Source organism: Mycolicibacterium pallens (assembly GCF_019456675.1).
Classification (GTDB): Bacteria; Actinomycetota; Actinomycetes; order Mycobacteriales; family Mycobacteriaceae; genus Mycobacterium; species Mycobacterium crocinum.
Genome location: NZ_CP080333.1, coordinates 4,803,538 through 4,829,966, shown reverse-complemented (window position 1 = coordinate 4,829,966; position 26,429 = coordinate 4,803,538). Strand labels below are relative to the sequence as shown.

The window sequence follows — 26,429 nt, the reverse complement described above, 5'->3', positions numbered from 1 at the left end:
CGATTCGTGTCAGCCGAGATACTGCGATTCGACCACCAGGTCCGGTACCAGTTTCTGGTACTCCATATGGGTGCGGTGCTCCACCGTCTGCCACGCCTTGCCCTGCTGCTCGCGCATGTAGGCACGGTACTTCGGAGAACCGGGGAAGCCCACGTTGTCGGCGACGACGACCGCGCCGCGGCGTAGCCAGCCGCGTCCGATGATGCTGAGCAGATCCGCCAGGTAGGCGTTCTTGTCGTGGTCGATGAACAGGAAGTCCACTGTGCCCGAGGCGAAATCGTATTCGTCACGCAGAAGGTCGAGCGTGCGTCCGCCGTCGCCGATGGTCCCGACCACGCACGTGATTCGTTCGGCGACGCCGGCATGCGCCCAGATCCGCCGCGCCACTTCAGCATTCGCCGATGACAGCTCCACGGAGATCACCCGCGCCGACGGTGCGGCGCGGGCGATCCGCAGCGCGCCGTAACCGCAGTAGGTCCCCAGTTCCAGAGCCAGCCGGGGATCGGCGCGGCGCACCGCGGCGTCGAGCAGCCTGCCCTTCTCGTCGCCGATGTTGACCAGAAACGACTTGGCGTAGGCGTACTCGTCGATCGTGGCCAGCACGCTGTCGATGTCGCCGCGGCGGGCGTTGGCCTCCACGTAATCTGCCGCGGCCGTCTCGCGGCCGTCGCCGACCTGACCCGTCCTGTTGAAGTTGCGGATCCCGATACCGGTGCGCAGCACCGACCATCGCAGCAGCGGCAAATGCTGGCGAAGATTCATGGACCCACGCTACGTTGTGGTCGCGGGTGCCCGTGAAAGGCTTGCGAGAGGTGTGAGTGCGGCCAACATCGCCAACGCCCGTCGCCCGAAACGGCGGCGGCCGGACAGTTCTGGCCGTGAGCTACGGCTTCGTTTGTCATGCGCTGTTCGCGGTTGCCGTCGGCGCGATGATCACCGCGATGTTCTTCGGGATGAGCCGTTCGTTCGGCAGGGTGCCTGCCCCGTGGAGTTGGGTCGCCAACGTCGCGTTGCTGATCCAATTCCCGGTCGTCCACTCGTTGCTGCTCACTGGGCGGGGCCGCGCCATGCTGGGCCGGCTGGCTCCGCGTGGCACCGGCGCCACGCTGGCCCCGACCACCTACGTCATCGTCGGCTCGCTCCAGCTGATTGCCCTGTTTGCGCTGTGGACGCCGACCGGGACGATTTGGTGGCAGGCCCACGGCTCGGCGCTGGTCGTGATGATCGCGCTCTACGCGTCGGCCTGGGTGCTGCTGGGAAAGTCGATGCTCGACGCCGGCCTCTCGTTGCAGACCGGCAGCCTGGGCTGGGTGGCCTTGCTGCGTGGCCGCAAGCTGGTCTTTCCGAAGATGCCGACGACGGGTCTGTTCCGGCTGACGCGGCAGCCGATCTACGTCGCCTTCACCCTGACGGTCTGGACGGTGCCGACCTGGACTCCCGATCAGTTGGCTCTCGCCCTCGTCTTCACCGCATATTGCCTGGTAGGCCCGCTATTCAAGGAAGCCCGCTTCCGACGCGTCTTCGGCGCCGGGTGGGACAACTATGCGCGAAGTGTGCCGTATTGGTTACCGTGGCCTCGTAGGCCACGAAGCCGTTCGGGGAAGCGTTGTGAACCTACTGCTGGTCGTGTACGTATCAGCAGAAGGCAGGGCTGACACCGAAGGACGAACCATTGCTGCGAGCGATCGCCCGGCTAGCCATTGCAGCGCCCCGTCAGGTGGTCGCCATAGCGATCCTCGTCATGGTGGCGATCGGCATCTTCGGCGTACCGGTGGCGAAGAGCCTTTCTCCGAGCGGTTTCGCTGATCCGAACTCGCAGTCGTCGCGCGCGACGCAGCTGCTCACCGACAAGTTCGACCAGGGCGATGTGCAGCTGCTGGTCGTCGTGACCGCCAGCGATCGCTATGACAGCCCCGCGTCGCGCACGGCCGCGCTCGACGTCATCGACCAGCTGAAACGGTCCGGTCACGTCACCGGCATCACGTCGGCGTGGACGTCGCCGCCGCAGGCGGCGGCGGCAATGGTCAGCCGCGATCAGAAGTCGGGCCTGATCACCGTCGGTATCACCGGCAGCGAGGCCAACCAGCAGACCTACGCCAAGGATCTGTCCGAACAGGTCAGCCGCGATCGTGACGGCATCGCCGTGCGCACCGGCGGCGTGGCGATGGTCAACCTGCAGGTCACCCAGCAGTCCCAGCACGATCTGCTGCTCATGGAATCGATCGCGATTCCGCTCAGCTTTCTGGTGCTGGTGTGGGTCTTCGGCGGTGTGTTCGCCGCTGCGCTGCCGGTGGCCGTCGGCCTGATGGCCATCCTCGGCGCGCTTGCCGTGCTGCGGGTGACCACGTTCTTCACCGATGTCTCGATCTTTGCGCTGAACCTCACGACCGCGATGGGTCTGGCACTCGCGATCGACTACACCCTGCTGATGATCAGCCGGTATCGCGATGAACTGGCCGAAGGTGCCGACCGCGAGACCGCGTTGATGCGCACCATGGAGTCGGCGGGCCGCACCGTGCTGTTCTCCGGCACCACCGTCGCGCTGTCGATGGGCGCGATGGTGCTGTTCCCGATGCACTTCCTGAAGTCGTTCGCCTACGCCGGCGTGGCCACCGTCGCGTTCGCCGCACTGGCCGCGATCGTGATCACCCCTGCCGCGATCAGGCTGTTCGGCGATCGGCTCGACTCGCTGGACGTGCGCCGCCTGCTCCGCCGCACGCTGGGCCGGGCCGAACCCGCCAAGCGGCCGATCGAACAGCAATTCTGGTATCGCTCAACGAAATTCGTGATGAAGCGGGCAGTGCCGATCGGGTTGGCCGGAGTCGTGGTGTTGGTCATCCTCGGCGCGCCGTTCCTCGGTGTTCGCCCCGGGTTCCCCGACGACCGCGTGCTGCCCACCTCTGCATCGGCTCATCAGGTGGGCGACCTGCTGCGCAGTGAGTTCACCAACAACTCCGAAACCGCGATCCCCGTCGTGATTCCGGATGCCGCCGGGTTGTCCGACCCACAGATCGCCCGATATGCCGCGGACTTGTCGCGGGTTCCCGACGTGCCGTCGGTCTCGGCGCCGATGGGCGCGTTCGTCGGCGGCAACCTCGTCGGGCCGCCCACGGCGGCAACCGGCGTGGCGTCGGGCACCGCGCTGCTCACGGTCGAGAGCACCGCGCCGCTGTTCTCGGACCGGTCGGAGGATCAGCTCAACCGCCTGCATCAGGTGAGCACGCCGGGCAACCGGACGGTCGAGTTCGCCGGTACGGCGCAGACCAACCGGGACAGCGTCGATGCCATCACCTCGCGGCTCCCGGCCGTCCTGGGCCTGATCGCGGTGATCATGCTCGTGCTGCTGTTCCTGCTGACCGGCAGCGTGGTGCTGCCGCTGAAGGCACTGGTACTCAACGTGCTGTCGCTGACGGCGGCGTTCGGCGCGATGGTGTGGATCTTCCAGGACGGCCATCTCGGCGCCCTCGGCACCACCTCGACCGGCACGCTGGTGGCAAACATTCCGGTCCTGCTGTTCTGCATCGCGTTCGGTCTATCCATGGACTACGAGGTGTTCCTGGTGTCCCGGATCCGCGAGTTCTGGCTGGCATCACCGCAGGGCGGCGTCGCGGACAACGACGAGAGCGTTGCTCTCGGGGTGGCTCATACCGGCCGTGTCATCACCGCCGCGGCGCTGATCATGGCTATCTCGTTCGCGGCCCTGACCGCGGCACATGTGTCGTTCATGCGGATGTTCGGTTTGGGCTTGGCCCTCGCCGTCCTGGCCGATGCCACCCTGGTCCGTCTGGTGCTGGTACCGGCGTTCATGCACGTCATGGGCCGATGGAACTGGTGGGCTCCGAAGCCGCTGGCCTGGATGCACCAACGGGTGGGGATTCGCGAAGGAGGCCCGGCGAGGCATACTGGGTGACGTGTCGAACAACGGTCCGCGGGCAAACACTGGTGAACCCGCACCGGACGGTCATCGTGTCAATGACATGCGTCCGATCAGTGTCATCGCCGGTGTGCGCGGAGAGTTGCCGTCGCACCGGTACAGCCAGGCAGAGGTCACCGAAGCGTTTCTCACCATCGGCGGCTATGGCGAGTATGAAGAGATCCTTCGCAAGCTGCATCGCAGTGCCAAAGTCGATAATCGTCACTTCGTCCTGCCACTGGACCAATACCCTGCGCTGAAAGACTTCGGCGAGGCCAACGACCTCTTCATCGAAAACGCCGTCGAGCTCGGTTCGGCCGCCGTCGCCGGTGCCCTCGAGGAAGCCGGGCTGCGGCCGGAGGACGTCGATCTGATCGTGTCGACAACCGTGACGGGTGTCGCGGCCCCGTCCATCGAGGCGCGGATAGCCGGGCGGCTGGGAATGCGGCCCGATGTGCGTCGGGTGCCGATGTTCGGCCTGGGGTGCGTGGCCGGTGCCGCCGGTATCGCCCGGCTGCACGACTATCTGCGCGGTGATCCCGACGGTGTCGCGGTGCTGGTGTCCGTCGAGCTGTGCTCGATGACCTACACGGCGAACAAGCCGACGTTGCCCGGACTGGTCGGCAGCGCGCTGTTCGCCGACGGAGCCGCCGCCGTCGTCGCGGTCGGTGAGCGGCGGGCGCAGAAGATCAACGCCAGCGGACCGGACGTGATCGATTCGCGCAGCCATCTCTACCCGGACTCGTTGCGCACCATGGGCTGGGACGTCGGACCAGACGGTCTTGAGCTCGTGCTGTCCGCCGATCTGCCCGATGTGATCGAGCGTTACCTGCCTGACGACGTCGGGGAATTCCTTGGCGCACACCGCCTCACCATCGACGACATCGGCACGTGGGTCTGCCATCCCGGCGGCCCGAAGATCATCGAGGCGATCGTCAACAGCCTCGACCTGCCAGATTCGGCACTCGAACTCACCTGGCGTTCGCTGGCCGACATCGGCAACATCTCCTCGTCGTCGGTACTGCACGTCTTGCGCGACACCATCGCCAAGCGTCCGGCAGCCGGCCCCAGCGTGATGATGGCCATGGGTCCCGGGTTCTGCTCGGAACTGGTGCTGCTGCGCTGGCACTGATGACCTGGTATGTGCTGCTGGTCGCGGCGGTGGGGCTCGAGCGCCTGGCCGAACTCGTCGTCGCGAAGCGCAATCTCGCCTGGAGCCGGACGCAGGGCGGTGTCGAATTCGGGGCGAACCACTACCCGTTCATGGTGGTGCTGCACACCGGCTTCCTCGCCGGTGCACTGGTCGAGGTGATCGGCCTGCACCGGCCGTTCCTGCCCGCCCTCGGCTGGCCGATGCTCGCGATAGTTGTTGCGGCGCAAGGCCTGCGGTGGTGGTGCATCACCACCCTCGGCCGGCAGTGGAACACCCGGGTGGTCGTCATCCCCGGCGCCCCCCGCATTGTCGGCGGGCCGTACCGGTTCTTCAGCCACCCCAACTACGTGGCGGTCGTTGCGGAGGGCATTGCCCTGCCGCTGGTGCACACCGGCTGGATCACCGCACTGGTCTTCACCGTGCTCAACGCGGCGCTGCTGCGCACCCGCATCCGCACCGAAAACGCTGCGCTGGCAAGCCTGTCGTGATCGATCTCCTGGTCGCGGGCGGCGGGCCGGCCGGTCTGGTCACCGCGTTGCACGCCGCGCGTGCCGGGCTGAGCGTGACCGTCGTCGAACGACGCGGTGCACCGATCGACAAGGCCTGCGGCGAGGGGCTGATGCCCTATACCGTTGCGCAGCTGGAAAAACTTGGAATATCCCTGCCCGGCCAGCCGTTTCGTGGCATCACCTACCTCGACTCCGCACGGCGGGTGGATGCTCCGTTCCGGGCCGCGGCGGGGATGGGTGTGCGGCGCACCGCGCTGCATAGTGCGTTGATGGATGCTGTCGGCGCGGCGGGGGTCGAGGTGGTCAACGCCCACGTCGGCCCGATCATGCAGGACTCGAACTCGGTGCAGTGTGGGGACTTTCGCGCCCGCTACCTGGCCGCCGCCGACGGCCTGCACTCGCCGATCCGGCGGTCGCTCGGACTGGCGCGGCCCACCCGCGGGCCGCGGCGGTGGGGGCTGCGACGCCACGTTCACACCGCGCCGTGGAGCGACCGGGTGGAGGTGTACTGGGGTGACGGCGCCGAAGCGTATGTCACCCCGGTCGCCGACGACTGCGTGGGCATCGCGATCCTGACCGCGCGGCAGGGCTCGTTCGACAGCCGGCTGGCCGAATTCGGTGCGCTCAGCGAGCGTGTGGCCGGCCAACCGCACGGGCCGGAACGGGCCGCGGGCCCGCTGCGGCAGCGGGTGTCCGGGCGCCGGGCCGGCCGCGTGCTGCTGGTGGGCGATGCCGCCGGATACGTCGACGCGTTGACCGGCGAAGGTCTCGGCATCGCCTTCGGCGCCGCCGAGCTGTTGGTGAATTGTGTTCTGGCCGACCGGCCCGGTGACTACGACCGGCAGTGGCGGCGGATGTCGCGGCGCTACCGGCTGTTGACGGCCGGCCTACTGCACGCGGTCGAGTACGGTCCCACCCGGTCAGCGGTGGTGCCGGCGGCGGCCGCGCTGCCGAGCGTGTTCGGCAAGATTGTGAACCTGCTGGCGTACTGACGGCGTAGGCTGCGCCGCTATGAGCAACAGCCCGCGCGACGTCGGGGAGATCGCGGACTGGAATCGCCTGCTGGAGGGCCGCGTTGCGGTGGTGACCGGCGGCGGCGACGGTATCGGCGGCGCGATCTCGGCGCTGTTCGCCGCGCACGGCGCCGCCGTGGAGGTCGCCGAGATCGACCCGGCGCGCGCCGAACAGATCAGCCGTGCCGTGGCCGCGGCGGGCGGGGTGATCCGCAGCCACGTCGTCGACGTGACGGTTGACGACGACGTCGCGCGCCTAGCCGACGCGGTATTGGGCGAGCACGGCCGGGTGGACGTCGTGGTCAACAACGTGGGGGATTACCGGCCGCTGGTGGGCTTCGAGGAGTCGACACCGCAGACCTGGCAACGGATGTACGACATCAACCTCAGGCATGTCTTCGCCGTCACCCGCGCGTTCGTCGGGGCCATGATCGAGGCAGGCAGTGGCAGCATCGTCAATGTCCACTCGGTCGAAGGCATGCGTGGCTTCCCGCGCGATCCGGTGTATGGGGCGATGAAAGCCGCTGTCGCACACTTCACTACGTGCCTTGCGGTCGACCTGGGCCGCCACGGCATCCGGGTCAACGGCATCGGCACCGATCTGACGCAGACGCCGCAGGTGGACTATCTCACCGGCTATGAGGACGTCGAGCAGCTGTGGCAGTCGTGGGCGCCGGTCGGCCGCGTCGGATGGCCGGAGGATCAAGCGCGGGTGGCGCTGTTTCTGGCGTCGGAGCTGTCAGGCTTCGTCACCGGCCACAATATCCCGGTCGACGGCGGGACGAAAGCCGGTGGCGGATGGCTGTTTTCACCGCGCGCCGGCCGCTTCGTCAACCGGTCCAAGCACCTGTAGTTCAGCGCGCGGAGTGCCCCGTCGAGCTCTGGCCGCTGGTCGCACCGGCCGGTGTTCGTTGACTGCGCTGGTGGGCGGCTGTGGCGCGGCGTTGCGAACCCGGTGCTGACACGGTGGGGGTGGTGGCCACCGGCTGTCGCTTGCTGGTCGCCACCGCCCGGCGCGGGGTCGGTGGGTCGACGGTACGTGCCGGAGCAGATCGTGCTGTGGCCACGGCGTTGGCGGTGCGGGCGGCCACCGGGAGGCCCAGCGCTCCGGCGATCGTCTTCACCACCGCGTTGATGGCGCTACTCATCAGCTGCACAACGAATTTCGGCACCATGAGCGCCTGATTGATGAGTTGGCGGATGAATACCTGAACGGCCTGAAGAAACGGGTTGGCCGGCATATAGGGCGTCACGTCGAACGGTTCAGCGGTGCCATCGGCCAGGTCGGCGATCAACGCCCGGACGGTGTCGGCCGCCAGTTTCGGGGTCCAGTTGGTCTTGAAGATGCCGAAGTTCGCCTCGTCGTCGAAGGCGCCCGTTGCGGTGTCGCGCGTGGTGTAGATGAACATCGGTCCGGCGCCGGACACCTGCTGCCATGCGACGACGAAATCGTGGATATAGGCGGCTTGTTGGGCCTGGGACACCGCGCTGGTGGGCAATCCGTATTCGGTGGCCCAGAGTTTGAGAGCGGCGTCGCCGTTGGCTGCCATCAGTGCGCGGATCGCCGCAACTTGTTCGATGGGTTCGCCAGGCTCGGTTCCCTTCGAGAACGGCGTCACGTAGTGGTACGGATGGAAGGACAGCGCATCGAAGAAACCATGTGCGCCATCGGCATACATCTGCGTGACGAATGTGACCGCACTGGTCGACACTCCCGGAATGTTGCCCACCGCACCGAGCACACCGCCGATGACCGTCGCTTTCGGGTCGGCCGCCTTGATCGCGGGGTAGGCCGCCTTGAGCAGCTCGGTGTAGGCCTTCGCGCTGACCGGTGACCAGAACGTCACGCCGTTCGGCTCGTTCCAAATCTCGTACGCCGAGATCTTGCCTTGGTAGCGGGTGGCGACCGCCGACGCGAACGCCGCATAGGTAGCGGGGTTGGGGTGGCCGTTGAGCGGGAAGCCGGCCCAGGCGGGGGTGGCGCTGATCACCCCGAGCACACCCATGTCACGCTCGGCGGCGGCGTTGACCACCATGTCCAGTTTGGACCAGTCATAGCTTCCAGAGCTGGTGGGCTGCACAAAGATCCACGGCACCGCAATCCGGACATCCTTGACCCCGAGGGATTGAAGTGCGTCGAGGGTCTTGTTCAGATCCGCTTCAGAGAGGGTGTAGAGGTTGGAGTCGGCGATGCCCAGGGTGGTCGGTGCCTCGTCGATGGCGGCCAGCAGCACGACCGGCAGGCGGATCGGCCCGTGCGATGTCGGGGAGCTGGCCGACGCGGTGGGGGCCGGTGTCAGCGTGCCCGCGATGAGCGCCGCCGCGGTCATCGTCGTCACGGCTCGTCTGGCCGCCCAGAAGCGGCGGGATTGATCAGGCATACGCAGCTCCCCCGACGTTTGCGTCCTGTGTCAGCAAACAATAGCGCGGCCTCACGCAGCGGGTGTGCCGAATCCTGCCGCCTGGCTGCGGCCCATCGGTAGCCTCGAAGTCGATGGTTATGGAGTTCGCATGACGGCGGAGGGTGGCGAACGCGGCCTGGCGTCGGCACTGGGGGCGGCACCAGAGCTGATCACCGTGCGCGCCGAGGGACTGGCGCAGATGGACGTGTTCGAGGGGTGCCGCCCTGAGCTGCTGCGTCCGCTGGCCGAGCGGTTGCGGCCGCTGCAGGCGCCGGCCGGCCGCGTTTTGATGCGTCAGGGTGAGCAGGCGGTGTCGTTCCTGCTCATCGGTTCTGGTCGGGCTGAAGTGCGCCATGTCGGCGATGACGGCGAGGTCGTTCTGGACTCGGTTTCCGCCGGTGTGATCGTCGGCGAGATCGCGCTCTTGCGTGACAAGCCGCGCACGGCGACCGTCACCACCACCGAGCCGCTCACCGGCTACATCGGCGACCACGCGGCGTTCGAGACGATGGCTGAGCTCCCGGGGATCAGTGAGCGGCTGGTCCGCACGGCCCGGCAACGGCTGGCCGCGTTCGTCACTCCGATCCCGGTGGTCCTCAAGGACGGCACCGAGCTGATGCTGCGTCCGGTGTTGCCCGGTGACAGCGCGCGCACCTCGAACGGGCCGGTCGAGTTCTCCACCGAGACGCTTTACCGGCGGTTCATGTCGATGCGGGCGCCGAGCATGGCGCTGATGAATTACCTGTTCCAGGTCGACTACGTCGACCATTTCGTGTGGGTCCTCGTCGACGGCCCCGACGGACCGGTGGTTGCCGACGTGCGTTTCGTCCGGGATGTTGCCGATCAGTCGGTCGCCGAGATCGCGTTCATCGTCGGCGACGCGTACCAGGGCCGCGGCATCGGTAACTTCCTGATGGATGCATTGATCATCGCCGCGCAGGTCGGGGGAGTGAAGCGATTCTCAGCGCGGGTGCTCGGCGACAACCTGCCGATGCGCACGATCCTCGACCGATTCGGTGCGCACTGGGAGCGTGAGGAGCCCGGCGTGGTGACGACCGTCTTCGATGTGCCGAAAGACAATGGGGTGCAGATCGATTCGGAACTGGCCGCCGAAATACGGGATATGGCACGCCAGGTGCTGCGGGCGATCGGTTGACATGGTCAAACCCGCGCTGAACAAGGACACCCGATTGTGCATCTCGCTGGCGGCCCGGCCCAGCAACATCGGCACCCGGTTCCACAACTATCTCTACGAGCAGCTGGGCCTGGACTTCATCTACAAGGCGTTCACCACCACCGATATCGCGGGCGCGATCGGCGGGGTGCGGGCGTTGGGGATTCGTGGGTGTTCGGTGTCGATGCCGTTCAAACAGGATGTGCTGGCGCTGGTCGATCAGGTGGAGGATTCCGCGCGGGCGATCAACGCGGTCAACACGATCGTCAATGACGATGGTGTGCTCACCGCGGCCAACACCGATTACACCGCGGTGCAGCGACTGATCACCGAGCACGGGCTCGACCCGGACGCGGCTGTGCTGATTCGCGGCAGTGGCGGGATGGCGAGTGCAGTGGGAACGGCATTCCGGGACAGCGGATTTCAGGACGGTACGATCGTTGCCAGGAATTCCGACAGCGGACCGGAGCTGGCCCAGCGGCTGGGTTATGACTGGCGCAGCGAGGTGGGCGACCTGCGCGCACCGGTGATCGTCAACGTGACGCCGATCGGGATGGCCGACGGTCCCGAGGAGCACGAGCCTGCCTACGCCGACGATGTGATCGCTGCTGCGCGAACGGTTTTCGATGTCGTTGCCGTGCCATCGGAGACGCCGCTGATCGTCGCGGCGCGCGCGGCGGGCAAGCAGGTCATCACCGGTGCCGAGGTGATCGCTCTGCAGGCGGCCGAACAATTCGAGCGCTACACCGGGGTCCGGCCCACACCGGAACAGGTTGCCGAAGCGTCGGCGTACTCGCGGGCCTAGCCGCCCAGTAGTCGTTCCGGGTGGTGATAGGTGTTGGTGCCCGCGGCCAGTGGGAGTTGCGGTGGTGGTATCCATTCGGTGTCGCCGTTGGCGAGTTTGCGGGTTTTCCAGCCCTGGTCGAGGAGTCGGTGGTCGGCGCGGCAGGCCAGGGTGAGTTTGTCGATGTTGGTCAGGCCACCCTCGGCCCATTCGTCGACGTGGTGGACCTCGGTGAGATATCCCGGTGCATCACAGCCGGGCCGGGTGCAGCCGCGTTCCTTGTTGTGCAGCATGATTCGCTGATCGGCGGTGGCGATGCGTTTGGTGCGGCCCAACCACAACGCCTGCCCGTTCACGCCATCGAACAGGGCGAGGTAATGATAGGCGTGGCTGGCCATCCGGATGAGGTCCGGAATGGGCAGAAGGGTGCCGGTGGCGGTGACCGCGTGCCCGGTCTTGGCCTGCAGGTCCTGGATTGTGGCTGAGGCGATCACGGTGACGGGTAACCCGTTGTGGGGCGTGTCAAATGGTCTGTGTAAGTCCTGTTAACGGAAGGATCGCAGGACGTGACGACAGGCAAGGACGTGAATTCATCGCTGGTCGAGGCGGGGTCCACAGTGGAGATGGCCGAGGCGCTTCGGGCCTCGGGTGCCGTCGATGAGCTGCTGGCTCAGGTCGACTCCGGCGAGGTTGCCCTGACCGGTGAGGGCGGGCTGCTACCTGGGTTGATCAAGCTGGCTCTGGAGCGCGGGTTGGCCGCTGAGCTCACCGAGCATCTGGGCTATGAGAAGGGCGATCCCATCGGGCGGGCGATGCCCAACGCCCGTAACGGCCACTCACCCAAAACGGTGCAGTCTGAGGCCGGGCCGGTGGCCCTGGAGGTTCCACGAGACCGCGACGGCTCGTTCACCCCGACGCTGGTCCCTAAGGGCGCCCGCCGGATCGGTGGGCTCGATGACATGATCATCTCCCTGTACGCCGGTGGAATGACATTGCGCGACATCCAATTTCACCTGGCTTCTACGATTGGCACCGAGGTGTCGCATGAGACGATCTCTAAGATCGTCGACGAGATCTCCGATGAGGTACTCAGCTGGCAGCGCCGGCCGCTGGAACCGCTGTACCCGGTGATCTACCTCGACGCGATGATCGTGAAGGTCAAAGACGGCGGCCACACCCGCAACAAGGCCGCCCACATCGCCGTGGGCGTGGATATGGACGGCGTCAAGCATGTCCTGGGCATCTGGGTTCAGCCCACCGAGGGAGCGTCGTTCTGGGCGTCGGTGTGCTCGGATCTGGCCAATCGCGGCATCAAGGACGTGCTCATCGTGTGCTGCGACGGACTGACCGGGTTCCCGGAGGCGATCGCGGCGACCTGGTCACAAGCGGCCGTTCAGACGTGCGTGGTGCACCTGATCCGCAACGCCTTGCGGTTTGTGTCCTACGGTGACCGCAAGGCCGTAGCCGCAGCACTGAAGCCGATCTACACCGCGCCCAGTGCTGATGCCGCCCACGCCGAATTGCAGGCGTTCACGACCTCGGAGTTGGGCAAGAAGAACCCCACGGTGACAAAGGCTTTCGAACGGGCCTGGGAGCAGTTCATCCCGTTCCTGGCGTTTCCGCCGGAGTTGCGTCGGGTGATCTACACGACGAACTCGATCGAATCGCTGAACTACCAGATGCGCAAGGTCATCAAGAACCGCGGCCAGTTCCCCAACGACGCCTCGGTCGTGAAACTGCTGTGGCTGGCGATCTGCAACATCGAGGACAAACGCGCCGCCGAGCGGGCCAAAGAACGCGGCAAGAAGCTCTGCCGAACAGCCCCTGGGCGCCTCGTGGAAGGACAGGTAGTCACCAACTGGAAGAAAGCACTCGAACAACTCAGCCTGGTCTACCCAGACCGCATCGAACGCTATCTCTAAACACAGCAACACACATTCAGGACGAATCGGATAGGCGACTTACACAGATAACTTGACAGGCTCCCGTTGTGCTGCCCCAACTTCGGGTCACCGAGTTGGCCGCGCACCAACGCCGTCAACGCATCATGCTGACGCTGCCCGTGGCTGCGCCGGTCGCGCTCGGCCACCTCCTCAGACGGAGTGAGGGTGGGAGTTTGGTCGGCAGGGTTGCACACTCCGGGTGCGGCGAACTTGGTGAACCACGCATCGAGCATGGCGCGCAGTTCGGGGTCAGCGATCAGCCGGCCGACGCTCATGCCGTCGACCTGTTGGCCCCCGCACCAGACGAAGCCGCGCTTGCGGGCGCGGTCCTCGTCGGAGAACTTCCCGTCGGGGTTCAGGTGCAACGCCAGCCGCAGCGCGACTTTCTCCAACTGGTCCGGGCGCAGGACCGCGGCCTTCTGCGCCAGCATGCGTTCCGCGCCCTCCACGTCCGCGGCCGGGACGTGCTCGGGGAGGTCGCGGAAGAACTTTTGGATCACCCGCAGATGCTCGCCATCCAACAGTCCGGCCTGCCAGGCTTTGGAGGTGTCCGGCAGCAGTGGCGGCAGCGGCTCCCCGGTCAACGCCCGCCGCGGCGCGAGCTGTTCGGCATCCCGGATCCGCCGCTTGGCCTCCCGCGGACTCACCCGCAACACGTCAGCCACCGTGATCGGCACCGGCGGGCACCCCTCGAACTGCTCCAGCCGTGCGGTCAGCGCATGCGACACCGCCACCTGGCGCCGACGCGCCGTCTCCAACCGCTCCAACACGACGAACCGCTCCGGCGGGGACAGCACATCGAGATCGACCGCGGCCAGGGACTCGACGACATCATCGAGCGCCTCCAACACCGCAGTGATCGAACTCATGTTCGAAACGATACGCCGCGCCACTGACAGAAATCGAAGCGCTCGACAGCAATCTGGGGATGAATCCTGAACTGGGGATAAAGCTTTCGCTACTTCAGCTGACTCGCCGCATACTCGTCGGGCCGATTCTTCTTCATCCACAATCGGATTGGCGCAAACAACACCCACAGCACGGCGTAGCCGGTGAAGTAGAACGCCACCGAAACGAGAATCCCGACGACCCACGCGGGATAGACGATGACCAGACAGAACTGCACAAACTGCTTGAGCACCACCGGATAAGGGTCAGCCATCGACCACACAGCGCGCGGACTCAGCGAGGCGATGAGGCGCCGGCCCGTCGACACCTTCGGCGCTTCAGGTTCTTGTGGTTCTTCAGGCGTCATGCGGATCTCCTCGGAACTGAAAAGCGGCTGCCGGTGCGCAACACGCCCCGGCAGCCGCCCTACGACACCGATCAGGGAGTGATCGTGGTCTTCTCGTCGATCACGTTCGTCGCGTCCATCAGCGGGCCTTCCTGGCCATCGAGCGCGTCGGCGTTCATCTGCAGGACGTACAGGCCGTCCTGTCCGGGAATCACGACCGTCTTCTGGGCGATGATGCGCTTCTTGCCGTCCTTGGTGTAGTTACCGCCCAACTGAACGGCGTCGAAACCGCTCAGCGTGCTCTTGTTGGCGCCACTGCCATCGCCGAGCGACTGCCAACCCGGCAGGTTCTGTAGCTCTCCCGGCGCGAACTCGAGAACCTTCTTCGGATCGACATTGCCGGTCAGCTTCGACACGATCGCGATGATGCTCGGCGGATCGTTCTTGTCCTCGGGGCTGTCGAAGACGATCGCCCCGTAGGCCCAGTCAGGCGTCTGTTGGCCGGCGTCCGACCATCCCGGCGGCATCGCCAGATCGATGTTCGGTGAACCGGGATCGCCGCGGTGGACCGGCGTCTCGGTGATCTGGTTCTCCTTCAGGTAGTCCTGAATGGTCTTATTCTTGCCGGCGGCTTGCGTCGGACTCGCCGATGTCTCAGTGCTTTTCGACGTGGACGTCGCGGTCGACGTCGACGTGGATGTGGACGTCTTGCTGTCGTTCTTGCTGTCCGATCCGCAGCCCACGAGAGCGAAACTCAATGAAACGGCGGCCAGGCCCGCCGTAGCTACCGCCGTCATTTTGTTCATCGAACGAGTTCTCCTTTTGTTGTGGCGCGCCGTTCTGTGCGACCAACCAAATTCGATTGAGCAGCTTAGTGCCCCTCACAGCGAAATCACATGAATGTTTGTGAAACCATTTTTTGCCACGGCACCCTCGAAATTGGCGCACCATGGTGTCCAGCCGCGTAATTGCAATGGCGCAGCGTGGTCGCGGTGGTGGGTCGGATGAAGCCACCATGGGCGTTGCGCCTGGCGTGTGGGGGGGCGCCATGGGTAGTGTCCTGCGTTCGCTGTGCCTGGCTGCGCTGGCGATCGTCGCGGCCGCATCGCTGACGATCACCGTCCAGCTGACGGCGACCACAGCCTTGATCATGGGCGGTACCGGACACCCGTTGGTGGGCGAACCGCCGGATTTCGTCGGGCCGTACACCCAGGGCGCACGCGACCTCTACATCGCACCGACCGGTGCGATCCGGGCCGACTCCACCGATCCCGGCTCCTATCACCTGCTCGCCGTTGCGACGCCCGAGCAGTTCTGGCCGGTCGCGGGTGCCAGCCATTTCGACGCGTCCGTGTCGACGGGCGTCGCCAACCTGACCGCCTGCCTACAGGGCCGGTCATCGTGCAAGGCGGACGACCTCGGCGGCGGCAGTGCCCCCACGTCGGACTACGTGGTGTACGGGTACTCGCAGAGCGCCCGGATCGCGACCATCGTGAAGCGCAACCTGATCGCGAGCGAGCTCGATTTCGGCGGCGCGACGCCGGACGTCTCGTTCGTCGTCACGAGCAACCCGAACCGGCCGAATGGGGGCTTCCTGGAACGCTTCGCGGGCCTGTACATCCCGATCCTCGACGTCACGTTCGACGGCGCGACACCCACCGACAGCTGCGATGCCGGCGGAACCAACTGCCGATTCCTCACCGCCGACATCGCGCGGCAGTACGACGGCTGGGCCGACTTCCCCCGGCGCCCCCTGAACCTGCTTGCCGACCTCAACGCGCTCGCCGGAATCGCCTTCCTGCACCCGCACTACACCGAGTCGGCGAACGACGCGCTGTATCAGGGCACCACCGGCGACACCACCTACTACCTGCTGCCGACCCGGCGCCTGCCGCTGTTGATCCCGCTCGAGCGGCTCGGTGTGCCTGCACCGATTCTCGATGTCCTCGACGCGCCGCTGCGGGTCGTCGTCGAATGGGCCTATGACCGAGACATCAGTCCCGGCACGCCGACGCGGGCAACGCTGACCACTCGGCAGAGCCCGGCGACCATGGTCGCCAACCTGCTCGCCGCCATCCCCGTCGGAGTGGACGACGGTTTACAGGCGGCGGGTTTCGGCCGCCCGCTGAGGACCACACCGGCGGGACCGTTCGGTGTCGGCGGCACAACACTTCCCAGCGGCTCGGTGCCGACACCACCGTCGTCGTCGTCGCCCCCGGCGTCGTCGGCCGCTCGGCCCGCTGAGCCACATGGCGCCGCAGGCCTGAAGCCCCGCACGCAGCCCAGCCGCGACCCGCGGCCGCCGGCCGCAAACACCACCCGGCAGCAGTCGGGCGTCGGCGGTCAGCGATCCCGGTTCTGACCACTGTGTGACGACCTTCGGCGAACAGCCGTTTGGCGATATTGCGCATGGGTAAGTTGACGGCCATGGGAAAGTCCATCGTCGCAACCTCATTGGCCACTGCCGCGGCCGCCGTGACCGGAAGCATCGCCAGCCGTCGTGGTGTCGAAACGTGGTATCCCCGGCTTCGAAAGCCGCGCTATGTCCCGCCGAACGCGGTGTTCCCCATCGCGTGGACCACGCTGTATGCCGATATCGCGGTGACGTCGGCGGCGACGATCGACAAGTTATCGGGCAATGGCGAAGAAGCCAAGGCGCGGGCCTACATCGGCGCGCTGGGTGCCAACCTGGTGCTCAACGCCAGCTGGAGCTGGCTGTTCTTCAAGGCCCACAAGCTCGGGCCGTCGGCGGTGGTGGCGGGCGCGCTCGCGGTCAGCAGTGCCGATCTGGCTCGCCGATCCGCCGCAGCGGATCCGAAGCTCGGTGCGGCGCTGGCCCCGTACCCGCTGTGGTGCTCGTTCGCGACGCTGATGTCGACCGACATCTGGCGCCTCAACCGTTAGAACGCCATCTCGCGCGGCGCGAAGCGGTCGGTGATGTCGCCGACCAGTGACTGGTCGTAGGGGTCGACGGCTACCGGGGCGTCGTCGAGTTTCAATCGGTCCATCTCGACCCAGATGACGTTGGGGCTGGTGGTCAGTTCGAAGAAATACATCCGGTTGGTCAGGTCGGTTACCGTTCGGTATTCGGTGTTGTAGACACCGAAGTCGCCGTAGGGGGCACCGAACGGAACCGACACATTGCGCATGATCGCCATCACGCCGGCGATCGCCTCGCGCTGCGAACCCGGTTTGGGCAGCAGCGCCGAATAGTAGGCGGCCCGCTGGAACCGATCGACCGGATTGACGTTCCCCGGCAACGGCATTTCCCGGCTCGGGTGCGAAAAGTCCTGGAGCGAAAGCAATTTCAGCTGCTCGTCGTAGGTGGGGTCGTTGGTCATCAACGTGTACTCGCGACCGTGGTGGACCACCGGGCGGCCGTGAGCGAACTCGATCACGGCCGAGTCGCCGCCGGCGTCCTCGAGTGCGAGGTGCAGGTTGGCGTCGCGTCCGTGTGCCGACACCTTCACCAGTTGGATCTGGTCCATCAGTCGCAGTGCCTCGGCCACGGTGTCCGCCTGATCCAGCAGATACTGCAGCCACAGCCCGGCGTGCACGCCGGGTTTCGAGACATCCCTCGCCCCGAAGTCCGTTTCGTTCAAATACAACCCATGACCCGCCAGACCCGCCTCGTTGAGCCCGTCCACCGTGCCCAGTCCGTAGACGGTCGTCACCAGGCTCGCGTAGCGGCTGGTCCAGCGCAGCGGATTCGGATCGTCGACGAGCCCCGCCGGCCTACTCCCGTCGCGGTCGCGCCCGCGGGGAAAGCCGACGAGCAACGGCTGCGTCGACTCCGGCCAGTCCATCGAGCGCCCGGTGAGCACGGCGAGATCGTTGGTATTCCACAGCACGCGAGTACACATGGCTGACAGGTTATGTCCGCGAGGCTCGCGCATCAGGCAAACAATCAGTGATATCAAAGGCTCGTGCGGCAGCTCATCGTCTGCCTGACGACGACACTGTGCCTGGGAGCAGGGCTGACTTCGTGCGCGGCGCAGCCCACTTCGCCGCCACCGTCGTCGTCTTCGTCGGGCGCGTCGCCCAGTACCCGTGCCATCAACCCGGCCAACATCAAACGCGTCCGGTCCTCACTGCCGGCCGGCTACGAGATCGCCGACGTGGCCGGACCGTTGAGCGCGGCGGGCCTGTGGGGCTTCGGATCCGGATGGACCGCGGCGCCGCCGCCCTGCGCGGCGCTGGCCGACCCGGCGCCCGCCGATCCCGGTGCACGCGGCTACTCGGCGTCAGGACCGGGCGGAACCATCTACGTCGTCGTCGCGATACCCGCCGAGCCGGCACCGAGCGACGCGCTGATCGGTGAATGCACCACATGGACGATGACGTTCGCGCACACCACCGGCGACGTGCACCTCTCCGACGCGCCCGCGATCGACGGCGTTCACACCGTCGCGATGACGGTCACCACTCGCACCGTCGTCGAATCCGGCACCGAGACCGACGGCCAGGCCGTTACCGCGCAGGCCTACTCGGACGGCCACGTCGTGTTCGTCACCCTGATCACCGATCCCGGATCACCGCATCCGCCACTGGATTCGCGTTCCGTCGGCGAGCTCCTGGTCGCGACGGTCGCAGCCCTGCGCGGCTGAGCGGGTACATTGGCCACGATGTTGAAACCCGGCACGGTCATCGCAGTGCTGGTCGCCGGGCTACTCGCCGCGTGCTCGTCGGGCGCACCGACCGAACCCAAGGCCGATATCGCCAAGGTGACGACGCTGAAGTCGAGCTTCGGCCCGGACTTCACCACCTCCGAGGTCGCCAAAACCGGAATCGACCCTCAGGTGCTGGCCGGCCAGAAACTGCCCGACGGGCTGACCTTCGATCCGCCGTCCTGTGCGAAATATGCAACGGGGCAACTCGTACCGCAGGGGACCCAGGGCAATATGGCCGCCGTCTCGGCCGAAGGCCAGGGAAACCGTTTCATCGTGATCGCGGTCGAGACCAACTCCGCGGTGCCCGTCACCGAGCCCGGGCCGGACTGCAAAAAGGTCACCTTCAGCGGCGCCGCGATGCGCGGCCTGGTCGAGTCCGTCGAGGCGCCCACGATCGACGGCGCCAAGACCCTCGGCGTGCACCGGGTGCTGCAGGCCGTGGTCAACAACCAAGCGCGCACCGGGGAGACGTACAACTACTCCGCGCACTTCGGCGTCTATCAGGTCATCGTGAGCGCCAACCCGCTGGTGGTCCCCGACAAACCGGTTGTGCCGGTGAACACCGGACGGGCCGGCGATCTTCTGGTCGCCGGCGTGAACGCGATTCGCGGCTGAGCTCAGCGCACGTCGCGCGGGCGGAACTGAATGCTGATCCGCGGGCCTTTCGGCAGCGCAGTCTTGGGAATCGCGTGCTCCCAGGTGCGTTGGCACGAACCACCCATCACCAGAAGGTCGCCGTGCCGCTGCGGCAGCCGCAGCGACTGCCCGCCGCCGCGCGGCCGCAGCGCGAACACCCGGGTGGCGCCGAGACTGACGATCGCCACCATCGTGTCCTCGGTGCTGCTGCGGCCGATCGTGTCGCCGTGCCACGCCACGCTGTCGGCGCCGTCGCGGTACAGACACAGATCGGCGCTGGTGAACGGTTCGCCCAGTTCACCGGCATAAATGTCGTTGAGGCGACGACGCAGCCTGGTAATGGCCGGGTGCGGCGCCGGTTCGGCGATCAGGTCGTGGAAGCTGACCAGGCGCGGAACGTCGAGGACCCGGTCGTACATCTGGCGCCGTTCGGCGCGCCAGGCGATATCGCGCAGGAGTGCCTCGAACAACGCGTCGGCATCTTCGACCCACGCCGAGCGCATGTCGATCCACGCGCCGGCGCCGAGCTCGCGGCGTTCACTGTGTTCGAACAGCGCGCCCTGAACCGACACAGACACAGGCCCGAGGATATCGCACATGTGTTCGACTTTGAAGCTTCGACCCTAAAGCTTCGCAGCCCCGGGTCCCTGGCCCGCGAGCACGTCCTCCGGGTTGGACAGCGCGCAGCTGCGGAGGCTCAGGCAACCGCAGCCGATGCAGTCGGCGAGGTTGTCGCGCAACCGCTGCAGATGCCCGATCCGCTCATCGAGATCCGCGCGCCAGCCCGCGGACAGCCGAGCCCAATCCCGGCTGGTCGGCACCCGGTCGGCCGGCAGCGACGCCAGCGCTTCGCGGACTCTGGCCAGGGGGATGCCGAGGCGCTGGGACATCCGGATGAAGGCCACCCGCCGCAGCGTGTCGCGGGGATAACGCCGCTGGTTGCCCGAGGTTCGACGGCTGCTGATCAGACCTTCGCGCTCGTAGAAATGCAGTGCCGAGATCGCCACTCCAGCCCGCGCTGCGAGCTCGCCGGGCGCCAGTTCTTGCTCGGTCACACATCGACGATAGATGAGCTGGCTGAGGTGTTGTTACGGTGCTCTTTGTGACTGCCGCCGCACTTGGCTCCAACAGCGAGGTCGGGACGCTGCGGGTCGTCATCCTGCATCGTCCGGGCGCCGAGCTGCAGCGGTTGACGCCACGCAACAACGACAAACTGCTGTTCGACGGTCTGCCGTGGGTGGCGCGGGCCCAGCAGGAGCACGACGCGTTCGCCGATCTGCTGCGCTCGCGGGGCGTCGAAGTGCTGTTGCTGGCTGACCTCTTGACTGAGGCGTTGAACAGCGGGGCGGCCCGAATGCAGGGCATCTCTGCAGCGGTCGACGCGCGTCGCCTGGGACTACCACTGGCGCAGGAACTTTCGGCCTATCTGCGTGGCCTGGAGCCCGCGGCGCTGGCGCATGTACTCATGGCCGGTATGACGTTCACCGAATTGCCCTCGGGCACAACGTCAGACACGTCGTTGGTTCGGCTCATGCATCACGGCGGCGACTTCGTGATCGAGCCGCTGTCCAACCTGCTGTTCACCCGTGACTCCTCATTTTGGATCGGACCGCGGGTGGCCATCACCTCGCTGGCGCTGCCCGCGCGGATCCGGGAAACCTCGCTGACCGATCTGATCTACGCGCACCATCCGCGCTTCCTCGGTGTGCGGCGTGCCTACGAGTCGCACACTGCACCGGTGGAAGGTGGCGACGTGCTGCTGCTGTCACCCGGAGTGGTCGCCGTCGGGGTCGGGGAGCGCACCACCCCTGCGGGCGCGGAAGCGTTGGCGCGCAGCCTGTTCGACGACGGTCTTGCGCATACGGTGCTGGCGGTTCCGATCGCCCAGGAGCGGGCCCAGATGCACCTGGACACGGTCTGCACGATGGTCGACGTCGATGCGCTGGTGATGTACCCGGCGATCAGCGATTCGTTGTCGGCGTTCACGATCAAGCGCACGCCCGATGGGGTGAAGATTCTCGACGAGCTGCCGTTCGTGAAGGCCGCCGCCGACGCGATGGGAATGCCGTTGCGGGTCATCGATACCGGGCTGGACCCGGTGACTGCCGAACGCGAGCAGTGGGACGACGGCAACAACACGCTGGCGGTCGCGCCCGGTGTGGTGGTCGCCTACGAACGCAACACCGAAACCAATGCCCGGCTCCAGGATTCGGGCATCGAGGTGCTCCCCATCGCCGCCTCTGAGCTCGGCACCGGGCGTGGTGGGCCGCGGTGTATGTCGTGTCCGGTGGCCCGGGATCCGCTGTGACCGATCTGCTGATCGACGGGAAGATGGTCGCAGGCGGAGCCGGCACGTTCAGCACCGTCAACCCGGCCACCGAAGAGCCGATCGGATCGGCCGCCGACGCCGACTCGGCAGACATGGACCGGGCGATCGGCGCCGCTCGCGCCGCGTTCGACCACAGCGACTGGTCGCACGATGTGACGCTGCGGGTGCACTGTCTGCGCCAGCTGCGTTCGGCCCTGACCGCCGAGATCGAAGGACTGCGCGCGGTCACTGTCGCCGAGGTGGGCGCCCCGGTGACGTTCACACACGGATCCCATCTGGAAGGCCCGGTCAACGATCTGGCTTTTCCCGCTGACACCGCCGAAAACTATTCGTGGAGAACTGATCTCGGCGTCGCATCCCCGATGGGTATCGCGACGCACCGCTCTCTGGTGCGCGAGCCGTATGGCGTCGTCGGCGCCATCACGCCGTTCAACTTCCCGCACCAGATCAATTTCGCCAAGCTCGGGCCCGCGCTGGCCGCGGGTAACACGGTGGTCCTCAAGCCGGCCCCCGAGACGCCGTGGTGCGCCGCCCACGTCGGTCGGATCATCGCCGAGTACACCGACTTTCCGCCCGGTGTCGTCAACATCGTCACGTCCAGCGACCGCAGCCTCGGCGTGCGGCTGTGCGAGGACGATCGGGTGGATGTGGTGTCGTTCACCGGGTCGACTGTCACCGGCACCGCGGTAATGGCCGCTGCAGCCCCGACCATCACGAAGGTCTTCCTCGAACTGGGCGGCAAGTCGGCGTTCGTCGTGCTCGACGATGCCGACCTCGGTCGCGCCTGTGGCGCTGCGGCACTCGCCGTCTCTCGCCACGCCGGCCAGGGCTGTGCGTTCACCACCCGGCTTCTGGTGCCGCGCAAGCGTTACGACGAAGCTGTCGAGGCGACCGCTGCTGCGATGGCCGGCATCGCGGTCGGCGATCCGGCCGACTATGCGACGGTATGCGGGCCGTTGATCTCGGCACGCCAGCGCGACCGCGTGCAGGATTATCTGGATCTGGCGCTGGCCGAGGGTGGCTCGTTCGCCTGCGGGGGTGGCCGTCCCGCCGGGCTGGACCGCGGATACTTCATCGCCCCTACGGTGATTCGCGGCCTGGACAATTCTGCACGGGTGGCCCGAGAAGAGATCTTCGGACCGGTGCTGGTGGTGCTCGCCCATGACGGCGACGGCGACGCGGTGGCCATCGCCAACGACTCGCCCTACGGTTTGAGCGCGGCGGTGTGGAGTTCCGATGCGGAGCGGGCGGCCGGGGTCGCTGCGCGGCTACGGACCGGAACGGTCAGCGTCAATGGGGGAGTGTGGTATTCGGCTGACACCCCCTTCGGCGGATACAAACAGTCGGGCAACGGCCGGGAGATGGGTGTGGCCGGATTCGAGGAGTACCTCGAGACCAAGGTGATCGCCAGCGCGGTGGTGTCGACGTGAGCGAATTGCCCTTCGATCCCGACGCGCTGCGCGCCCGTTATGCCCACGAGCGTGAGATCCGGCTGCGCTCGGACGGCATCGGCCAGTACGTCGAGGTGGCCGGTGACTTCGCGGGTTTCGCGAGCGACCCCTGGTCGGGTGGGCCCACCGCGCGCGAGCCGCTGACCGATGAGGTCGACGTCGCCATCATCGGCGCCGGATTCGGCGGCCTGCTGACCGGGGCGCGGCTGCGGAAACTCGGCGTGGTCGACATCCGGCTGATCGACAAGGCCGCCGACGTGGGCGGCACCTGGTACTGGAACAGGTACCCGGGCATCGCCTGTGACGTCGAGTCCTACGTGTACATGCCGCTGCTCGAGGAGACGGGATACTTACCGACCGAGAAGTACGCCAAGGGCCCCGAGATTTTCGCGCACTGCCAGCGCATCGCCGAACACTACGATCTGTACCGCAATGCCCTCCTGCACACCGAGGTGCGCCAGATCCGCTGGGATGACCAGCTCGAGCGCTGGATTGTCGAGACCGACCGTGGCGACGCGATCCGGGCCCGGTTCGTCTCGATGGCCAACGGTTATCTGCAGAAGCCCAAACTTCCCGGAATCCCGGGGATCACGGCGTTCGCCGGGCACACCTTCCATACCAGCCGGTGGGATTACGAGTACACCGGACAAGATCTGGAACTGTTGGCCGACAAGCGAATCGGCATCATCGGAACCGGCGCGACCGCGGTGCAGTGCGTTCCGCACCTGGCGCGTGCTGCCGGCCACCTGTCGGTGTTCCAGCGCACGCCGTCCTCGGTCGATGTCCGCGCCAACCGGCCTACCGATGCGCAGTGGGCCGCCGGGCTGAGTCCCGGGTGGCAGCGTCGCCGCATCGAGAACTTCCAGCAGCTCACCGCCGGTGGCGAAGCCGACGAGGACCTGGTGGCCGACGCGTGGACCAGCATCGTCAAGACACTGTTGGTGATGCGGGACGGCGAGTTGGCCGACTTCGCGAAGATGGAGGAGGTCCGCGCCCGCGTCGACGCGATCGTGGCCGACCCGGACACCGCCGAGGCGCTCAAGCCGTGGTACGGCTACTTCTGCAAACGACCGTGCTTCCACGACGACTACCTGGCGACCTTCAACCGCCCCAACGTCTCTCTGGTCGACACCCACGGCCGCGGCGTGGAGTGCATCACCGAACGCGGGGTCGTGGTCGACGGCGTCGAGCACGAACTCGACTGTCTGATCTTCGCAACGGGATTCGAGGTGGGCACCGAATACGCGCGGCGCACCGGCTTCGAGGTCGTCGGTCGTGACGGCCTGACCCTGACCGACAAATGGCGTCCCGGTGTCCGTACGCTGCACGGTCTCATGGTGGCCGGTTTCCCCAACCTGTTCGTCGAAAGCATTGCCCAGTCGGGCTTTACGGTGAACTTCCCTTACCTGCTCGACGTGCAGGCCACCCACGTCGCGTGGATCATCGCCCAGGCAATGGCCCGCGACCTGACCCGCCTCGAAACGACGACGACCGCCGAGGATGCGTGGGTGGAGGTCGTGGTGGGCAGATCCGCGGGAACCGCCGACCGGGCCCGGAGCTGCACCCCGGGCTACTACAACAGGGAAGGGCAGGCCAACGCCACCACCCGCCAAGGCAGCTTCTTCTACGGCACCCCCACCGAGTACGCCGACATCCTCGCTGCCTGGCGGGAGGACGGCACACTCGACGGTCTCGACATCGGGCACGGTGGCAGTTGATGAGAACCCGGTACCTGAGTGGGCGTCTGCGGGCCGCGGTGCGGCCGCGGTCGCCGCGGGTGGCGATCATCGGGGCCGGGTTCGGTGGCCTTGCCGCCGCGGTGGCGTTGCGGCGCATCGGCGTCGACGATATCGCAATCATCGAACGCTGCGACGGTGTCGGCGGTACCTGGCGGTTGAACACCTATCCCGGTGCGGCCTGCGACATCCAGAGTCACCTGTACTCGTTCTCCTTCGCGCCCAATCGGAACTGGAGCCGCACCTACGCCCGGCAGCCGGAGATCCTGGCCTACCTAGACTCGGTGGCCGAGGACTTCGATCTGAAGCGACACCTCTTGACCGGCACCGCGGTGCGCAGCATGCGCTGGAACGAACGTGTGCGGCAGTGGGAACTCGACCTCGAATCCGTCAGAAGCGGAAGCGGTTTCGCGTACTCGGCTGATGTGGTGATCAGTGCGGTGGGCTTGTTCGGCGAGCCCAAGCTGCCCGACATCGACGGACTGAGCGACTTCGGCGGGTCGCTCATGCACACCTCCCGGTGGGATCCGCGCGCCGACGTCACCGGCTGCCGGGTGGCGGTCATCGGCACCGGAGCCAGTGCCGTGCAGGTGGTGCCGGAACTGGCCAAGGACGCCGCTCACGTGACGGTCTTTCAGCGCACACCGCCGTGGATGGTGCCCAAGGACGACCGCGCGTTTGGCGCCGACGAACTCGATCGGTTCCGCCGCATTCCCTGGGCGAGCCGACGCGAGCGGTGGCGGCTGTGGAAGGAACAGCACGACAACACCGCGCTGCGACGTGACGACCCCCGGGTTGCCGGACGGCAGGGTATCGCCGAAGAGTTCCTGCGCCGCAAGGTCGCCGACGACGAGCTGCGCGCGGCGTTGACCCCCGATTATCCGTTCCGATGCAAGCGGGTGCTGCTCGGCGGTGACTACTACGCCGCCCTGCAGCAGGACAACGTGTCGCTGGTGACCGAACCCATCGAGAAGATCACCGAGGACGCGGTGTGCACCGCCTCGTCGACCACCGATGTCGACGTCATCGTGCTCGCCACCGGATTCCAGACCAGCCACTACCTGTCCGGTATCGAGGTGATCGGCGTCGGCGGCCAGTCCCTGCACGAGCGGTGGGGTGAGGATCCCAGCGCATACCTCGGCGTGGCGGTCAGCGGATTCCCGAATCTGTTCATGTTGTATGGGCCCAACACCAACCAGGGTGGCAACTCGATCGTCTACATCCTGGAAGCGGGGGCCCGCCTGGCCGCCGACGCGGTCGCGCGGCTGCGTCGCAAAGGCGGCACGCTCGAGGTGCGCCCGGAAGCCGAGCGACGGTTCAACGAGGAGATCTCCGCCGAGCTCGAACAGACGGTGTGGACGCAGTGCGGCAGCTACTTTCGCTCACCCGGTGGTCGTATCGTCACGCAGTGGCCGTACACCGAGATCGACTATGCCCGCCGCACGTGGCGGTTGAAGACCGCCGACTGGATCCACCGGTAAG

At 66.7% G+C, this 26,429-nt stretch carries 24 protein-coding genes and 2 pseudogenes; 17 read left to right on the top strand and 9 right to left on the bottom strand.

The window, feature by feature from the left end:
* Positions 1-9 precede the first annotated feature (9 nt).
* Complete coding sequence (locus K0O64_RS23435) at positions 10-762, bottom strand: O-methyltransferase (RefSeq protein WP_071949434.1); 753 nt, start codon at positions 760-762, stop codon at positions 10-12.
* A gap of 116 nt (positions 763-878) precedes the next feature.
* Here K0O64_RS23435 and K0O64_RS23430 point away from each other — a divergent pair, with 116 nt between their 5' ends.
* The 6 genes from K0O64_RS23430 (at position 879) to K0O64_RS23405 (ending at position 7,441) form a co-directional block, all read left to right on the top strand.
* Entirely contained in the window at positions 879-1,655 is a 777-nt protein-coding gene (locus K0O64_RS23430) for a methyltransferase family protein (protein ID WP_164520128.1), read from the top strand.
* A gap of 17 nt (positions 1,656-1,672) precedes the next feature.
* On the top strand, positions 1,673-3,910 hold the full coding sequence (locus tag K0O64_RS23425; protein WP_083542854.1) for an MMPL family transporter: 2,238 nt from the start codon (positions 1,673-1,675) through the stop codon (positions 3,908-3,910).
* A gap of 76 nt (positions 3,911-3,986) precedes the next feature.
* Positions 3,987-5,045 (top strand): type III polyketide synthase, encoded by a 1,059-nt coding sequence (locus K0O64_RS23420; protein WP_071950345.1) that lies wholly within the window; start codon positions 3,987-3,989, stop codon positions 5,043-5,045.
* A complete protein-coding gene (locus K0O64_RS23415; protein WP_071949436.1) occupies positions 5,045-5,554 on the top strand; it encodes an isoprenylcysteine carboxyl methyltransferase family protein in 510 nt (169 codons plus the stop codon). The genes K0O64_RS23420 and K0O64_RS23415 overlap by 1 nt, the downstream gene beginning before the upstream one ends.
* Entirely contained in the window at positions 5,551-6,567 is a 1,017-nt protein-coding gene (locus K0O64_RS23410; RefSeq protein WP_220045783.1) for an NAD(P)/FAD-dependent oxidoreductase, read from the top strand. The genes K0O64_RS23415 and K0O64_RS23410 overlap by 4 nt, the downstream gene beginning before the upstream one ends.
* 19 nt (positions 6,568-6,586) lie before the next feature.
* On the top strand, positions 6,587-7,441 hold the full coding sequence (locus K0O64_RS23405; RefSeq protein ID WP_071949438.1) for an SDR family NAD(P)-dependent oxidoreductase: 855 nt from the start codon (positions 6,587-6,589) through the stop codon (positions 7,439-7,441).
* 1 nt (position 7,442) lies between these two features.
* Here K0O64_RS23405 and K0O64_RS23400 read toward each other — a convergent pair whose 3' ends face one another.
* Complete coding sequence (locus tag K0O64_RS23400) at positions 7,443-8,969, bottom strand: cellulase family glycosylhydrolase (protein WP_083542855.1); 1,527 nt, start codon at positions 8,967-8,969, stop codon at positions 7,443-7,445.
* Between the two features lie 130 nt (positions 8,970-9,099).
* Here K0O64_RS23400 and pat point away from each other — a divergent pair, with 130 nt between their 5' ends.
* The gene (gene pat / locus K0O64_RS23395; RefSeq protein WP_083542856.1) at positions 9,100-10,146 is read left to right on the top strand and encodes an acetyltransferase Pat; all 1,047 of its coding nucleotides are present in this window, start codon (positions 9,100-9,102) and stop codon (positions 10,144-10,146) included.
* Between the two features lies 1 nt (position 10,147).
* Entirely contained in the window at positions 10,148-10,969 is an 822-nt protein-coding gene (locus K0O64_RS23390) for a shikimate 5-dehydrogenase (protein ID WP_096312154.1), read from the top strand.
* Here K0O64_RS23390 and K0O64_RS23385 read toward each other — a convergent pair.
* A pseudogene (locus K0O64_RS23385) lies at positions 10,966-11,463 on the bottom strand (HNH endonuclease signature motif containing protein); the annotation flags it as partial. The gene K0O64_RS23390 and the pseudogene K0O64_RS23385 sit on opposite strands and share 4 nt — an antisense overlap.
* 51 nt (positions 11,464-11,514) lie before the next feature.
* Here K0O64_RS23385 and K0O64_RS23380 point away from each other — a divergent pair.
* Positions 11,515-12,870, top strand: coding sequence for an IS256-like element ISMgi5 family transposase (locus K0O64_RS23380; RefSeq protein ID WP_220045588.1), 1,356 nt, complete (start codon positions 11,515-11,517; stop codon positions 12,868-12,870).
* A 62-nt stretch (positions 12,871-12,932) separates the two neighbouring features.
* Here the strand turns inward: K0O64_RS23380 and K0O64_RS23375 are convergent.
* The 3 genes and pseudogenes from K0O64_RS23375 to lpqN form a co-directional block, all read right to left on the bottom strand.
* Positions 12,933-13,760: pseudogene (locus K0O64_RS23375) on the bottom strand (DUF222 domain-containing protein); the annotation flags it as partial.
* An 89-nt stretch (positions 13,761-13,849) separates the two neighbouring features.
* Positions 13,850-14,146, bottom strand: coding sequence for a hypothetical protein (locus K0O64_RS23370; protein WP_071949442.1), 297 nt, complete (start codon positions 14,144-14,146; stop codon positions 13,850-13,852).
* 71 nt (positions 14,147-14,217) lie between these two features.
* Entirely contained in the window at positions 14,218-14,931 is a 714-nt protein-coding gene (gene lpqN, locus K0O64_RS23365) for an envelope biogenesis lipoprotein LpqN (RefSeq protein ID WP_071949443.1), read from the bottom strand.
* Positions 14,932-15,173: 242 nt separating this feature from the next.
* Between lpqN and K0O64_RS23360 the strand changes: the two genes are divergently transcribed.
* Complete coding sequence (locus K0O64_RS23360) at positions 15,174-16,487, top strand: PE-PPE domain-containing protein (protein WP_220045781.1); 1,314 nt, start codon at positions 15,174-15,176, stop codon at positions 16,485-16,487.
* 65 nt (positions 16,488-16,552) lie between these two features.
* Positions 16,553-17,029: a TspO/MBR family protein gene (locus K0O64_RS23355; RefSeq protein ID WP_096312988.1), complete on the top strand. Its 477-nt coding sequence runs from the start codon at positions 16,553-16,555 to the stop codon at positions 17,027-17,029.
* On the opposite strand, the gene K0O64_RS23350 is transcribed toward K0O64_RS23355, so the two are convergent.
* A complete protein-coding gene (locus K0O64_RS23350; protein ID WP_071949445.1) occupies positions 17,026-17,988 on the bottom strand; it encodes a bile salt hydrolase in 963 nt (320 codons plus the stop codon). The two genes, K0O64_RS23355 and K0O64_RS23350, sit on opposite strands and share 4 nt — an antisense overlap.
* A gap of 63 nt (positions 17,989-18,051) precedes the next feature.
* On the opposite strand from K0O64_RS23350, the gene K0O64_RS23345 reads away from it, so the two are divergent.
* Both K0O64_RS23345 and K0O64_RS23340 read left to right on the top strand, forming a co-directional pair.
* Positions 18,052-18,732 carry a DUF5642 family protein gene (locus tag K0O64_RS23345; RefSeq protein ID WP_083542859.1) on the top strand — a complete coding sequence of 227 codons (681 nt, stop codon included), beginning with the start codon at positions 18,052-18,054 and terminating at the stop codon, positions 18,730-18,732.
* Between the two features lie 18 nt (positions 18,733-18,750).
* Entirely contained in the window at positions 18,751-19,410 is a 660-nt protein-coding gene (locus K0O64_RS23340; RefSeq protein ID WP_096312151.1) for a DUF5642 family protein, read from the top strand.
* A gap of 2 nt (positions 19,411-19,412) precedes the next feature.
* Here the strand turns inward: K0O64_RS23340 and K0O64_RS23335 are convergent, their stop codons facing one another.
* Positions 19,413-20,009 (bottom strand): alpha-ketoglutarate-dependent dioxygenase AlkB, encoded by a 597-nt coding sequence (locus tag K0O64_RS23335; protein ID WP_198044354.1) that lies wholly within the window; start codon positions 20,007-20,009, stop codon positions 19,413-19,415.
* Positions 20,010-20,054: 45 nt separating this feature from the next.
* Positions 20,055-20,486 carry a redox-sensitive transcriptional activator SoxR gene (gene soxR / locus K0O64_RS23330; protein ID WP_071949448.1) on the bottom strand — a complete coding sequence of 144 codons (432 nt, stop codon included), beginning with the start codon at positions 20,484-20,486 and terminating at the stop codon, positions 20,055-20,057.
* Positions 20,487-20,533: 47 nt separating this feature from the next.
* Here soxR and arcA point away from each other — a divergent pair, with 47 nt between their 5' ends.
* Genes arcA through K0O64_RS23310 form a run of 4 tightly spaced genes read left to right on the top strand, consistent with a single transcriptional unit; the run spans position 20,534 to position 26,428 of the window.
* Positions 20,534-21,739, top strand: coding sequence for an arginine deiminase (gene arcA / locus K0O64_RS23325; RefSeq protein ID WP_220045780.1), 1,206 nt, complete (start codon positions 20,534-20,536; stop codon positions 21,737-21,739).
* A gap of 23 nt (positions 21,740-21,762) precedes the next feature.
* A complete protein-coding gene (locus K0O64_RS23320) occupies positions 21,763-23,190 on the top strand; it encodes an aldehyde dehydrogenase (protein WP_096312987.1) in 1,428 nt (475 codons plus the stop codon).
* Positions 23,187-24,929, top strand: coding sequence for a flavin-containing monooxygenase (locus K0O64_RS23315; RefSeq protein WP_096312150.1), 1,743 nt, complete (start codon positions 23,187-23,189; stop codon positions 24,927-24,929). Before K0O64_RS23320 ends, K0O64_RS23315 begins: the two co-directional genes overlap by 4 nt.
* Entirely contained in the window at positions 24,929-26,428 is a 1,500-nt protein-coding gene (locus tag K0O64_RS23310) for a flavin-containing monooxygenase (protein ID WP_096312149.1), read from the top strand. The genes K0O64_RS23315 and K0O64_RS23310 overlap by 1 nt, the downstream gene beginning before the upstream one ends.
* Position 26,429: the final 1 nt, after the last annotated feature.